This is a genomic window from Clostridium sp. AM25-23AC, from assembly GCF_003435125.1.
GTDB classification, from domain to species: Bacteria; Bacillota; Clostridia; order Lachnospirales; family Lachnospiraceae; genus Pilosibacter; species Pilosibacter fragilis.
Genome location: NZ_QWGI01000015.1, coordinates 62,364 through 76,277, shown reverse-complemented (window position 1 = coordinate 76,277; position 13,914 = coordinate 62,364). Strand labels below are relative to the sequence as shown.

Sequence of the window (13,914 nt, the reverse complement as noted above, 5' to 3'; positions counted from 1 at the left end):
AAATCCGTACAATACAGTGGCGGTAGTGGATTTTTCCGATTTGGAATGCGAAGCATCAGCAAAATCAGTTGCTGTTTGCGCAAGGCGTGAACAGTAACTGCGAATTGATCAAAAGCGGTCGGAATGATAAGAAACAGTTGACTTTTTACATGGATTATATTATGATTAACAGGTACAGAACATTTGTTCGCATACGGCACTCCGCTTTCGTGGACGTGAAGTATGTGAAGAAATATGCGGATTGAAAAATCAGTGATTATTGGATGTCCGGGGACGCGGGGAACGCTGCGGGGCCGGATCTTGGAGGAAGAATATGAATAAAGATGATAAATTAAAAGCCCTTGACGCGGCTCTCACACAGATTGAAAAAGCTTACGGAAAAGGCTCCGTTATGAAGCTCGGTGATTCCGGTGCGAATATGAATATCGAGACGGTTCCGACGGGTTCCTTAAGCCTTGATATTGCTCTCGGACTCGGCGGCCTTCCGAAAGGACGTGTCGTTGAGATCTACGGACCGGAGTCCAGTGGTAAAACAACGGTCGCTCTCCATATGGTAGCGGAAGTCCAGAAGCGCGGCGGGATCGCCGGATTTATCGACGCTGAACACGCTCTCGATCCGGTATACGCGAAGAATATCGGAGTTGATATCGACAATCTCTATATCTCCCAGCCGGATAACGGCGAGCAGGCCTTAGAGATCACAGAGACGATGGTGCGTTCCGGTGCCGTTGATATCGTGATCGTGGACTCTGTAGCGGCACTTGTTCCGAAGGCGGAGATCGACGGCGATATGGGTGACTCCCACGTCGGCTTACAGGCCCGCCTGATGTCCCAGGCCTTAAGAAAACTGACCGCCATCATCAGCAAAACAAACTGTATCGTGATCTTTATCAACCAGCTCCGTGAGAAGGTCGGCGTTATGTTCGGAAACCCGGAGACGACCACTGGTGGACGCGCCCTTAAGTTCTATTCTTCCGTTCGTCTTGACGTAAGAAGAACCGAGTCCTTAAAGCAGAGCGGCGAGGTGATCGGAAACCACGTCCGCGTAAAAGTTGTAAAGAATAAGATCGCTCCGCCATTTAAAGAGGCTGAGTTTGATATTATGTTCGGAAAGGGAATCTCCCGCGAGGGCGATGTTCTTGATCTGGCTGCTGACGCAAATATCGTCGAGAAGAGCGGTTCCTGGTACGCGTATAAGGGAGCGAAGATCGGTCAGGGACGCGAGAACGCGAAGACCTACCTTGCGCAGAATCCGCTGATCTGCGAGGAGATCGAGAACCAGGTGAGGGAGCTTCACGGACTGGAAGCGCAGCATGTTGCCCCGGGTGAGGCAGCTGCGGCACCGGCGGTTAATGAGGCTGAGGAAGCTGACGAGTAATAAAAATAATGATGAAAAAGAGAACTGTCTGGCGGGTACGGCACTTTAGAAAGAAGCTTGAGACAGGAAGGCAGTTCTGACAGGAAAGCATAGATGAAAGAATGGCAGCAGGAAGAGCACCGGGAGCAGAAAATGTATGCCGGTGCGGATGGAGACGCGGTTCCGGAGGAGTTCCGGGAGGCGCGGAACAAAGGTCTCTACTATCTTCAGTTTTCCGGAAAAACAGAAAATGAAATGCGCAAGAAGCTGGCGGAACAGGGGTTTTCGCCAGCCTCTGTTGAAGATGCGCTTCTTTTTCTGAAACACTACCGGTATCTGGACGATGAGGACTACGCGAGGCGGTATGTGGAGAAAAACGACCACAAAAAGAGCATCCGCCAGATGAAATTTGACCTCCGCCAGAAAGGCGTCAGCGACGATCTGGTGGAGATGGTCTTTGAGGATATGGAGGTGGACGAGTCTGCCCAGATCCTCGGACTTTTGAGAAAGAAAAATTACGACCCGGAAGAACCGGATCCCGCGAAACGCCAGAAGATCTACGCATTTCTGGCGCGAAAAGGTTTTTCCTACGACGCGATCAACAGTGCGATGAAGCAGTGGGAATAGAGCTGTTTCCGGCCCCAAAGGACAGGATATGACAGGCTTCGTGGGGATGCACAGAAGTACCCGGAATGAGGGCATTATACTTGACATAATGCATAAAACAGTTTAAAATTGAAGTGTTGTAATTAGTACAATGAAAACTAAATAAAGGAGGTGCTCCTGTGTCACCAATAATCAGCGTTATTATAACAGCAATTATTGTGGCTCCTATTACCTGGGTCGTGGCTGTCGCTTACCGCAAGAACAGTTATGAAAGCAAGATCGGTAGCGCAGAGGAAAAATCCAGAGAAATAATAGATGAAGCATTGAAGGTCGCCGAGACGAAGAAGAAAGAAGCTCTCCTGGAAGCGAAGGAAGAGAATTTAAAAGCGAAAAACGAGCTTGAAAAGGAAACCAGAGAACGGAGAGCCGAGATCCAGCGTTATGAGCGCCGCGTACTGAGCAAAGAGGAAAACCTCGACAAAAAATCTGAGGCAATGGAGAGAAAAGAATCCAGTCTTGCCGCGAAGGAAGAGACTTTAAGAAAGCGTTCTTCCGAGGTCGAGGAATTATTTGCTAAGGAGCAGGAAGAACTGGAGAAGATCTCCGGACTTACCAGCGAGCAGGCGAAGGAATATCTTCTGAAATCCGTAGAGGAAGATGTAAAACACGACACCGCAAAGCTCATCAAGGAATTAGAAGCCAAAGCAAAGGAAGAAGCTGACAAGAAAGCCAAAGAATATGTGGTTACCGCCATCCAGAGATGTGCAGCTGACCATGTGGCTGAGACTACAGTTTCTGTCGTTCAGCTCCCGAGCGATGAGATGAAGGGCCGCATCATTGGACGTGAGGGACGTAATATCCGTACTCTCGAGACAATGACAGGTGTGGAACTCATTATCGATGATACACCGGAAGCTGTCGTATTATCCGGTTTTGATCCGGTAAGACGTGAAGTTGCAAGAATTGCTCTTGAAAGACTGATCGTGGATGGACGTATCCATCCGGCGAGAATCGAAGAGATGGTGGAGAAAGCGCAGAAGGAAGTTGAAAACATGATGCGCGAGGAAGGTGAAGCCGCAATCCTTGAGGTCGGCATTCACAATATCCATCCGGAGCTCGTCAAGCTCCTCGGCAAGATGAAATTCAGAACCAGCTATGGTCAGAATGCATTGAAGCATTCCATCGAGGTCGCACAGTTATCCGGTTTACTGGCAGCCGAGATTGGTGTTGACGTCAGAATGGCAAAGCGTGCCGGCTTATTACATGACATTGGAAAATCCGTTGACCATGAGATGGAAGGTTCCCATGTACAGCTCGGATCGGAACTCTGTAAGAAATACAAAGAGTCCCCGATCGTTATCAATGCTGTGGAATCCCACCATGGCGATGTTGAGCCGACGAACCTTATTTCCTGCATCGTTCAGGCAGCAGATACGATCTCCGCTGCAAGACCGGGCGCAAGAAGAGAAACGTTGGAGACATACACGAACCGCTTAAAGCAGCTTGAGGATATCACAAACTCCTTCAAGGGAGTAGACAAGTCCTTTGCGATCCAGGCGGGACGCGAAGTGCGCATTATGGTAGTACCGGAGCAGATCAGCGATGACGATATGGTTCTTCTCGCAAGAGATATATCCAAGAAGATCGAAGAGAGCCTGGAGTATCCGGGACAGATCAAAGTCAACGTGATCCGCGAGTCCAGAGTTACCGATTACGCGAAATAAAAATGAAAGCCGTTGCTGTGCAGAGAGAATCTGTATGGCAGCGGTTTTTTTAACAGGAAATTTAGAAGTCTCTGTGCTGCCGAAGCTTTTGCAATATGAGCAAAGATTGGTCTGCTGCAGATGAGAGATAACAGAGAATATAAAACAGGAGGTAATATTGATATGGCAAAGATTGGTTTTATCGGAATGGGAAACATGGGAACCGCTATCATGCGGGGACTTTTAAAGACATATAAGCCGGAAGAGCTGCTTTTCACAAGCGCCCATGAGGCGAAGATGCAGAAAATTACGGAGGAGACAGGTGTTGCCCATGTCTCAACAGCAACTGACTGCGCAGAGCAGGTAAAATACCTGGTGCTGGCAGTAAAGCCGCAGGTACTTCCGACAGTTTTTAAGGAATTAAACGGAAAGATCAGGAAAGATCAGGTTGTGATCTCCATCGCGGCTGGATATGCGATCGCGGATCTCCAGGCAGGTCTCGGAGACAGTGCGAGAATCGTCCGCTCCATGCCGAATACACCGGCTATGGTCGGCGAGGGAATGTCCGGGGTGAGCTACGATGAGGCGCTGTTTACCGATGAGGAAAAGGATGTCATCGACGGATTCTTTACTTCCTTCGGAAAGATGGAGAAAGTGGATGAGAAGCTGATGGATGTTGTTGGAAGCGCCAGCGGCTGCTCCCCGGCCTATGTATACATGTTTATCGAGGCGCTGGCTGACGGCTGCGTAAAGAACGGACTCCCGCGCCAGGCCGCTTACAAGATGGTTGCCCAGGCCGTTTTAGGAAGCGCGAAGATGGTCCTTGAGACAGGAAAACATCCGGGCGAATTAAAGGATATGGTATGCTCACCGGGAGGAACCACTATCGAGGGACTTGCTGCCCTTGAGGAGAACGGATTCCGCGGTGCGATCATTAAGGCGTGTGATGCAAACTTTGAGAAGAATAAAAAGTTAAAAGGCTGATAATTACGTGAAAGACACGGAAATTTCCGTAGCAGTGTGAAAAATGTAAAAAAATAAGTTCTGAGCAGAGGAAAATACTGCAGGGTAATTCCGCAGAATAGAAAATCTGAGAGGAATTGTTTAGAATGTCTGTTAAGGCAGTTAACAGATACATTCATGAAAGGAAAAGACTTTAGTATGGAAAAAACAACTCGTTTAAAACGTGATCTTGCATACACCGGAACGATCTTAAAGATCTACCGGGATACCGTTGTCGCGAACGGAATCGAGGAAGTGTATGACTATATCCACCACGATGGCGCGGCAGCCGTTCTTCCGGTGACAAAGGACGGAAAGATCCTCATGGTGCGTCAGTACCGGAACGCCTTAGACCGGTTCACGCTGGAAATTCCGGCAGGAAAACTTGATGCGCCGGATGAGCCGAAGATCGAGTGCGCGGCGAGAGAACTTGAGGAGGAGACAGGATTCCGCAGCGAAACCCTGGAATTCCTGATGACAGTCAACACGACAGTGGCTTTCTGCGATGAGCAGATCGGTGTCTATATCGCAAAAGACCTGATCCCGTCAAAGCAGCATCTCGATGCGGATGAGAGTATTGATGTGGAAGAGTGGGAAGTAAAGGATCTTCTTGATATGATCTACACCGGCAAGATGACAGACGCGAAGACGATTGCGGCAATCCTTGCGTACGCTCAGAAAGAGGGAATTCGATAGAAAAAACGGCAGAAGCCAGTAACCGGAAAGTGTCAGTGAGGATAGGGCTGGCTGTCTGCCTGTGGAAAGATTGCTGCAATTAGAAAAAAGCCTGGTAACTGTTCAGTAGGTCTGCGCACTTGCTGCGCTGACCGTAAGAAAACATAGGCTGGAAGGCAAAAATCCCATCAGCGAAGCTGATCTGGAATGGATTTTTGCACGTAACTATGAAGGTACTGAATAGTTACAAATCCTGTGGATAAAGTAGGCCCATATGCGCATACATTGTGAAAAAGGAACATGGACGGTATCGCTATGGCCGGAATTCACAGGCATCGGAGATTTTGGGACAGTCAGATGTTCTGGCTGTCCTTTTTTTTATTCTTGGGGACCGTTCTGGGGACAGTTTTCTTCAATAAGATGAGCGCAGAGATGAAAAGCACACTTGAAAGCTGGTTCTCCGGGATCCTCACATCATCGGAGATCGTGTCGGCGGACCGGTATAGTCTGTTTGTGGGAGTATTGAAAAAACGGTTTGTGTGGATTTTATTGGGAATTCTGATCTGCCAGGCAGTTTTTGCCAGAATCCTGTTTTACGCGGGAGCAGTCTATCTGGCATTTACATCCGCAATCGCTGTCTGTGTGTTGACGATGCATGCGGGAATTTATGGGATCCTGCGCTTTTTCGGACTTGTATTTCCGCAGGGATTCTTTTATATACTGGCGGCTTACCTTTTATGGATCATGGTCGTGGAGCAGGCGGATGGAAAAGAGAAAATCAGGTTATGGATGATGGTATTTTTTATGGTGCTTGGAATTATATCTGAGATATTCATAAATCCAAATTTCTCAGCGCTGATCTTCCAACTGTTTTAGAAAGGCATATCTGAAAATCGTAGATTTGAATTAGGACGTCAACGGAAGAGACAATATCTGACGAAAGGCGTTGATGGCGTGGTACGGTAGTCAGGATAATGGGGCGGAAAAGTGGAATTTTCCCAGGAAATACGCGGCTTTCAGCCCTTTTTTTTATAAAAAAATTTTGCGCATTTTGACAAGATATTGCCATTGTGGATATATACAGTTCCATATCTAGCGATTAGTTATGTAAAATAGTCTAAAATGGGATCCAAGTGGGAAAAATCCGTTTGATTTTGCCCTAAAATGGGACTATAATGTAGAAAAATACTGGTTTTGCCGGGAAAAACAGCGTATCGGGGGGATGGTGGAAAACTTAGGCCTATGTCCCCTGTTTCCCAAAGGCAGACATCGTGAAACTAAAAAACAGATAGAGTATAAACGTGTATAGACACAGGTGCTGAAAATTTCGAACAGGAAAATTTTGTGTAACTGTTCTGTGGATTTGCGCACTTACTGCGCTGACCAGGAGAAAACATAAGCGGGTGAAGCTGCTGAATAGTTATGATTTCGTATAGGATCGTGAAAAGCGCGGATAACTGTGTCTGGAAATGAACGGGGAAAAGGTATGAGAGAGGAAATTCAAACCTTCATAAACTATATGGAGGAAGAAAAACACGCGTCAAAAAATACAACGCTTTCTTATCAGAGAGATCTGTTAAAAATGGCAGATTATCTGGAGGAAAACGGAATCACAGACTGCGGGAAAGTGACAAAGACGGCTTTAAATTCCTATATCCTTTTCCTGGAGAGAGAAGGAAAAGCAGTGTCGACAGTTTCGAGGGCACTGGCATCCACGAGATCGTTCTTTGGCTGGCTGTTTAAGGAAGGGAAGATCCGCCGTGATCCGGCAGATTCGATGCATGCGCCGAAGATCGAGAAAAAGGTGCCTGTGATCCTCACAGTTGACGAGGTGACGAAACTCCTGGAGCAGCCGTCCGGCGCGAATCCGAAGGAGATCCGCGATAAGGCAATGCTGGAACTCTTATACGCGACAGGGATCCGCGTGACGGAACTCGTGAATCTAAAGCTCTCCGATGTAAATATGTCCATCGGCTTTATCACCTGCCGCGATGAGCACAAGGAGCGGATGATTCCCTTTGGCCATGCGGCGAAGGACGCTCTTGCGAAATATCTGGAGTCTGCCCGTGAGACATTTTTAAAAGGAACACGATCGGAACTGCTGTTTACAAATTACAGCGGCAGAGCCATGAGTCGTCAGGGATTCTGGAAGATTATCAAATACTACGGGGAGCGGGCAGGAATCGAGGAAGACATCACACCCCACACTCTGCGCCATTCTTTCGCGGCGCACCTCTTAAGCAATGGCGCTGACATGCGTGCCGTCCAGACCATGATGGGTCATTCCGACCTGGCATCCACCCAGATGTACACGGCATATGCCATGGACAACGCGGTCAGAGAGGCGTACCAGGGAGCGCATCCGAGAAAGTAAAAGTGAAAACTTAGGCTGGAAGGTAAAAATCCCATCGGCGAAGCCGATTTTGAATGGATTGGAGAAGGAAAAACGCTTACTGGTCATCAGTAGTTGTTTATAAAATATGAAAAGAGCACCTGCGGCTTCAATGTTTTGGAAAATTCCTTAAAACATTGGAGCGCAAAGATGCTCTTTTTTCTATTTTACATGTGTGGTTTTCAGCATACAGATTCAAAGGAAGCTTTTTACTGCCCTATTTCTGATCGATCTTCGCGAGAATACTTCTGGCAACGGATAAGCCATTCGCGGATGCCTGCTGAAGTCCGCGGGTCACGGACGCACCGTCACCGATGGCGCGGAGGCCGTGGATGTTTGTCTCGAAGTCCTTATCGACAACGACCTTGTTGGAGTAGAATTTAACCTCCACTCCGTAAAGCAGTGTCTCATCGCTGGCGATACCCGGAGTTACCTTGTCGAGGGCCTTTAACATCTCCTTGATGTCCACCATGATGCGGTGCGGGAGAACTAAGGAAAGGTCGCCCGGAACGGCATCCTTTAAGGTCGGGATGATGTTGTTTCTGCAGAGACGTTCCTCCGTGGTGCGGCGGCCTCTCTGGAAATCACCGAAGGTCTGGACCAGGATCTTTCCGTCGCATAGCATGTTGGACAGCTGGGCGATATGTTTGCCGTACTCGATCGGGGTCTTGAAGGGCTTTGTGAAGTTCTTGGAAACCAGGATCGCAAAGTTTGTGTTGTTTGTCTTATATTCTTTTGATTTATAAGCGTGACCATTTACGACAGCCAGGCCGTTCTCATAGTATTCGGTAGCAACCTCACCGGACGGGTTCGTACAGAATGTACGGACCTTATCGTCGAAGGTCGGTGTGTAGTATACAAGCTTTGCCTCGTAGAGGTTCTTGTTGAGGAACTCCATGACCTCGTCGCGGACCTCAACACGGACGCCGATGTCGACGGTTCCTACTTCGGTATCGATTCCGTGGTCATCGCAGATGTGGGAGAACCAGTCGGAGCCTTCACGTCCGATGGCGGAGACGATCTCATCTGCGTAGTATGTCTCATCTTTATCGGTGATAACACCCTTTGCGGTACCGTCCTCGATGATGATATCCTTGACCATGGTGTTGAATTCCATGTGGATTCCGTTCGCGAGAAGGTGTTCCTGCAGTCTTGTGTAGATCTTATAACCTTCCTCGGTTCCGAGGTGGCGGATCGGGCATTCGATGAGTTTTAAGTTTGCGTTGATGGCTTTCTTGCGGATCTTGCGGATCTCCTGCTGTTTGTCAACACCGTAGACGTTCTTGTCAGCGCCGAACTGCAGATAGATATCGTCGGATTCCCGGATGAGTTCAGTTGCCTTGTCATATCCTAAGATCTCCGGCAGATTTCCGCCGACGTCCGGGGAAAGGGAGAGCTTTCCGTCGGAGAAAGCTCCTGCTCCGGCGAAACCGGTGGTGATAGAACATGGTTTGCAGCCCACGCACACCTTTGTTTTTCTCTTCGGACAGACACGTTTCTCGATCGGTCTTCCTTTTTCAATCATCAGAATGTTTAATTCTGGCTTTTCTTTGATCAGCTCATACGCGCAGAAAATTCCGGACGGGCCTGCGCCGATGATGATCACGTCAAAATGTTCTCCGGATTTCATATCACAAGTCTCCTTTCGGGTGAGCGAATACGGGCACCCAGACAGGGAGCACTCCTTGCACACCATCCTTTATCGTATCATAGTTCCCATTGGTGCGCAAGGCAAGTGTGAAGAAAATCACGAAGATGGAGTCGCGAAAATCAGCAGATCATTTTCTGGAAAGACACAGGACAGCGGTATATATACCAGAATGTGTGGAAAGTCCATAAAAGTCGGTTTCCCACGCGTATCTGTATATGCATGATCTGCATAAAAAGATAAGGACATAGGGGAAAACAAAAAATATTATTGGTTTAATTGTCTAAAAAAAAACGTTAAACAAAAGATTATTAAGTAAAATGATAAAATACTTGATTTATTTAACACGCCCGTGGTAGAATCAGCAATATATTAAGAAACGAATTCAATAAGACGTTTAGGAGTAAATAAACATGTCTGCGAGGGGCAGACATCACCGGTAAAAAATAGATTGCAAGAGGAGAGGATCATATGAGCAGATTGGAGATCATGTCCCCGACCCGCGCGCGGATCGTGATGGAGGGACTTTATAAAGATCTGGAACGAAGAATCGAGTCAAGCCCGCCGGGGCTCTGTCCGGTTGATATGGCCAGAGCATTTCTGGAGCTGTGCCATGCGCAGACCTGCGGAAAGTGTGTGCCGTGCCGGATCGGTCTCGGACAATTGAACCAGCTGATCCGGGATGTATTAAATGGAAAAGCGACAATGGACACGCTGGAGCTTATGGAAAAAACGGCGCTGTCGATCATGGACTCCGCCGATTGCGCCATCGGCTATGAGGCGGCGAACATGGTCTACAAGGGACTCATCGGCTACCGCGATGACTATGTGGAGCATATCAGGAACGGACGCTGTACCTGTACCTACAACCAGCCGGTTCCCTGTGTCGCGATCTGTCCTGCCCATGTGGACATTCCGGGCTATGTGGCGCTTGTGGAAGAAGGAAGATATGCTGATGCGATCCGCCTGATCCGCAAGGACAACCCGTTCCCAACCACCTGCGGCTTTATCTGTGAGCATCCCTGCGAGGCGAGATGCCGCCGGAATATGGTGGATGATGCGGTCAACATCAGAGGACTCAAGCGGTTTGCGGCGGACTACGCAGGCTTTGTGGATCCGCCGGAATGTGCTCCGTCAACGGGAAAGAAGGTCGCTGTCCTCGGCGGCGGTCCCGGTGGTTTAAGCGCAGCTTACTACTTACAGCTCATGGGACATCAGACTACCGTATATGAGATGCTTCCGAAGCTTGGCGGCATGCTCCGCTACGGAATCCCGAACTACCGTCTCCCAAAGGATCGGCTGGATGAGGATATCAACGCGATCTTAAAGACAGGAGTGGAAGTAAAACAGGGCTTAAAAATCGGCGTGGACATTACGATTCAGGAACTTCGGGAACAGTATGACGCGGTGCTCATCACCATCGGTGCCAGCACGGATAAAAAACTTGGACTTCCGGGCGAGGACGCGGACGGCGTGCTCTCCGCGGTACAGTTCTTAAGAAGTGTTGGAAAAGACGAGATCATCGATCTGACCGGAAAAGAAGTCGTTGTCATCGGCGGCGGAAACGTGTCCATGGATGCGGTCCGAACGGCGAAGAGACTGGGTGCGAAGAAAGTCAGCATTTTATATAGAAGACGAAGAAACGATATGACAGCGTTGCCGGGAGAGATCGAGGGCGCTGTCGCCGAAGGTATCGAGATCGTGACCTTAAAGGCCCCGGCGTCCCTGGATGTCGGCGAGGATCACAAGATTCACGGCATCTACGCGACCCCGCAGATGATCAGTGCGATCAAGGATGGACGTGCCAGCGTGAAGCCGACAGGCGAGCCGGATGTCTACATCCCATGCGACATCCTCATCAAGGCCATCGGACAGGATATCGAGTCCGGACATTTCGAGAAGGCCGGGATTCCGGTATCCCGCGGCAAGATCGTCACCTTAAAGAGCGGCGCTTTTGAGAACATGCCTGGCGTATTCGCGGGCGGCGACTGCTCCAGCGGTCCGGCTTCCGTCATTAAAGCCATCGCGGCGGCGAAGGTCGTTGCGGCGAACATCGATGAATACCTCGGCTACCACCACGAGATCACCAGCGGTGTGGAGATCCCGGAGGCGAGCCTGAAAGACAAGACCCCGTGCGGACGCGTGAACTTAACGGAACGTGATGCCTGCGAGCGTGTCTGCGATTTCAACGCAGTGGAGAACTGCATGACCGAGAAGGAGGCGAAGCAGGAAGCCGGACGGTGCCTGCGCTGCGACCATTTCGGATACGGAATCTTTAAAGGAGGCAGGAGTACATTATGGTAAATATGATCATCGACGGAAAACATGTTTCGGCAGAGGAAAATATCACGATCATGGAAGCTGCTGAGAGAAACGGGATCCCGATCCCGAAGCTCTGTTACTTAAAGGGGATCAACGAGATCGCGGCCTGCAGAGTCTGCGTCGTGGAGCTGGAAGGAAAAGAGAAGCTGATCACATCCTGCAACAATGTTGTGAAGGACGGCATGGTGATCTACACCAACAGCCCGAAGGTCAGAAATCATAGAAGAAATACGGTACAGTTATTATTATCCCAGCATGATAACCGGTGCGTTGTCTGTCCGAGAAACGGGAACTGCCAGTTACAGCAGGTTGCCTGCGACCTGAACATTCTGGACATTCCGTTCAGGCAGGAACCGGAATATCAGCCGTGGGATAAGGATTTCCCGCTGATCCGCAATTCCGCGAAGTGCATCAAGTGCATGCGCTGCGTGCAGGTCTGCGACAAGATCCAGGGACTGGGAATCTGGGATGTGGAGGGAACCGGCTCCAGAACGACCGTGAATGTGGCGGGACATAAGACGATCCGGGAAGCTGACTGTGCTCTCTGCGGTCAGTGTATCACCCACTGTCCGGTTGGCGCGCTCTCAGAGAGAGATGATACGGAGAAGGTCTGGGATGCAATCGAGAATAAGGATAAGATCGTGGTAGCTCAGGTTGCACCGGCGGTCCGCGCGGCCTGGGGCGAGGAACTCGGCCTGGCGGACGAGGACGCGCCGGTGGGCAAGATCTTTGATGCTTTAAAACGCATGGGCGTGAACTACGTCTTTGATACGGTATTCTCTGCAGATCTCACGATCATGGAGGAGAGCACGGAGTTTATAAAACGGTTTACGAGCGGCGAGCTGAAGGAGAGGCCGATGTTCACGTCCTGCTGCCCCGGCTGGGTGCGCTTCGCAAAGACACAGTTCCCGTATATGGTGAACTATCTCTCCACCGCAAAATCTCCGCAGCAGATGTTCGGCGCTGTCATGAAGACATATTTCGCAGAAAAGCTTGGTGTTTCTACGGATCAGATCTTTACGCTGTCCATTATGCCGTGTGTGGCAAAGAAAGGCGAGCGGGAGATGGATCTCTTCTACGGCGAGTATGCCGGACATGATGTGGATGCGGTGCTCACGACGCGGGAACTTGTGAAGATGATCCGCTCCGCCCATATCCGCCCGGATACCTTAGTGGAGATCCCTGGCGACAGCCCGATGCACGCGGGAACCGGCGCGGGCGTGATCTTCGGAGCGACCGGCGGCGTTATGGAGGCGGCTCTCCGCACCGCGTATTTTGCCTTAAAAGGCGAGAATCCTCCAGCAGACGCTTTTAAAGCGGTCCGCAGCGGAGGTTTTCAGGAGGATGCCGGAGTTCAGGAAGCGGAATTTGCCATCGGTGACATCAAACTCCGCACAGCAGCGGTCAGCGGACTCGGAAACACGAGAAGACTTTTACAGCAGATCGAGCGCGGCGAGGTCCACTACGATTTCGTGGAAGTCATGGCCTGCCCGGGCGGCTGTGTCGGCGGAGGCGGACAGCCGATCCACGATGGTGAGGAGCTGGCGTTTGCGAGAGGCAGAAAGCTCTATGCGCTGGACGCAAAAGCTGATATCCGCTACTCTCATGAGAACCCGGATATCAGGGAGATCTACAGCGATTTCTTTGGAAAGCCGATGTCCCATAAGGCGCATATGCTGCTGCATACGGAGCATTGGAAAAATAATTAAAGTGCCGGTTAAATGACGGATACAGGAAAAGCACGCAGATGCAGGAATGAAAAAACAATTGATTTTATGTCGAAAATTCAAGTTGAATGTCTGTGAAGGATAGTTACTGTAAACGCAAGTGTATGTGCTTCCTGAAAAGGATTGCATGAATTCTAAAAATATGGTAATCTATGGATAGATGTATTCCATGAAGCGGAATGCACAAGGGAGGAGCGCAAAAGCACAAATTCCGCACGATTCGGACGGTACATCAGGGGGTATCTGCCGGAGTATGAAAAACGAGTATAGGATATAAAAGAATCTGCCGCTAACGGCTGTGATCATGGACTGAATGGGTGTCATGATGGAGCTGCTGGCGGCAGATTCTTGTCATAACTGCCCCTTGCACTGGACGTTCAAAACTGATAAAATGTAGAAATCAGGGGACTTTGGAAAAAGGCCCCTTAAATGCGTTACGGTTTTGAAAAATAAGATTCTGCATTGACCGCGGCAGGGAAGAC

General features: G+C 49.7%; 10 protein-coding genes. 9 read left to right on the top strand and 1 reads right to left on the bottom strand.

From position 1 onward, the window contains the following. Positions 1-313 precede the first annotated feature (313 nt). From recA to xerD, 7 genes are all read left to right on the top strand, one after another. Positions 314-1,378 (top strand): recombinase RecA, encoded by a 1,065-nt coding sequence (gene recA / locus DW677_RS10520; protein WP_015552372.1) that lies wholly within the window; start codon positions 314-316, stop codon positions 1,376-1,378. Between the two features lie 93 nt (positions 1,379-1,471). Then, positions 1,472-1,984: a regulatory protein RecX gene (locus DW677_RS10515; RefSeq protein ID WP_117504253.1), complete on the top strand. Its 513-nt coding sequence runs from the start codon at positions 1,472-1,474 to the stop codon at positions 1,982-1,984. Positions 1,985-2,142: 158 nt separating this feature from the next. After that, the gene (gene rny, locus DW677_RS10510; RefSeq protein ID WP_021905672.1) at positions 2,143-3,687 is read left to right on the top strand and encodes a ribonuclease Y; all 1,545 of its coding nucleotides are present in this window, start codon (positions 2,143-2,145) and stop codon (positions 3,685-3,687) included. A gap of 162 nt (positions 3,688-3,849) precedes the next feature. Further along, positions 3,850-4,650, top strand: a complete 801-nt coding sequence (gene proC / locus DW677_RS10505; protein ID WP_117470874.1) for a pyrroline-5-carboxylate reductase — start codon at positions 3,850-3,852, stop codon at positions 4,648-4,650. 177 nt (positions 4,651-4,827) lie between these two features. After that, entirely contained in the window at positions 4,828-5,364 is a 537-nt protein-coding gene (locus DW677_RS10500; RefSeq protein ID WP_117567167.1) for an NUDIX hydrolase, read from the top strand. 411 nt (positions 5,365-5,775) lie between these two features. Beyond that, positions 5,776-6,219: a hypothetical protein gene (locus DW677_RS10495; RefSeq protein WP_133304043.1), complete on the top strand. Its 444-nt coding sequence runs from the start codon at positions 5,776-5,778 to the stop codon at positions 6,217-6,219. Between the two features lie 610 nt (positions 6,220-6,829). After that, a complete protein-coding gene (xerD, locus tag DW677_RS10490) occupies positions 6,830-7,717 on the top strand; it encodes a site-specific tyrosine recombinase XerD (RefSeq protein ID WP_117567163.1) in 888 nt (295 codons plus the stop codon). A gap of 235 nt (positions 7,718-7,952) precedes the next feature. On the opposite strand, the gene DW677_RS10485 is transcribed toward xerD, so the two are convergent. Then, entirely contained in the window at positions 7,953-9,431 is a 1,479-nt protein-coding gene (locus DW677_RS10485; protein ID WP_278286994.1) for an NAD(P)/FAD-dependent oxidoreductase, read from the bottom strand. A 423-nt stretch (positions 9,432-9,854) separates the two neighbouring features. Between DW677_RS10485 and DW677_RS10480 the strand changes: the two genes are divergently transcribed. Together DW677_RS10480 and DW677_RS10475 are read left to right on the top strand one after the other, a co-directional pair. After that, entirely contained in the window at positions 9,855-11,687 is a 1,833-nt protein-coding gene (locus tag DW677_RS10480; protein ID WP_117472492.1) for an NAD(P)-binding protein, read from the top strand. Beyond that, positions 11,681-13,414, top strand: a complete 1,734-nt coding sequence (locus DW677_RS10475; protein WP_117567160.1) for a [FeFe] hydrogenase, group A — start codon at positions 11,681-11,683, stop codon at positions 13,412-13,414. The genes DW677_RS10480 and DW677_RS10475 overlap by 7 nt, the downstream gene beginning before the upstream one ends. Positions 13,415-13,914: the final 500 nt, after the last annotated feature.

Coding starts and splice junctions, on each gene's coding strand:
- recA (WP_015552372.1), top strand. CDS start 314: ATGAATAAAGATGATAAATTAAAAGCCCTTGACGCGGCTCTCACACAG.
- DW677_RS10515 (WP_117504253.1), top strand. CDS start 1,472: ATGAAAGAATGGCAGCAGGAAGAGCACCGGGAGCAGAAAATGTATGCC.
- proC (WP_117470874.1), top strand. CDS start 3,850: ATGGCAAAGATTGGTTTTATCGGAATGGGAAACATGGGAACCGCTATC.
- DW677_RS10500 (WP_117567167.1), top strand. CDS start 4,828: ATGGAAAAAACAACTCGTTTAAAACGTGATCTTGCATACACCGGAACG.
- DW677_RS10495 (WP_133304043.1), top strand. CDS start 5,776: ATGAAAAGCACACTTGAAAGCTGGTTCTCCGGGATCCTCACATCATCG.
- xerD (WP_117567163.1), top strand. CDS start 6,830: ATGAGAGAGGAAATTCAAACCTTCATAAACTATATGGAGGAAGAAAAA.
- DW677_RS10485 (WP_278286994.1), bottom strand. CDS start 9,431: ATGGTGTGCAAGGAGTGCTCCCTGTCTGGGTGCCCGTATTCGCTCACC.
- DW677_RS10480 (WP_117472492.1), top strand. CDS start 9,855: ATGAGCAGATTGGAGATCATGTCCCCGACCCGCGCGCGGATCGTGATG.
- DW677_RS10475 (WP_117567160.1), top strand. CDS start 11,681: ATGGTAAATATGATCATCGACGGAAAACATGTTTCGGCAGAGGAAAAT.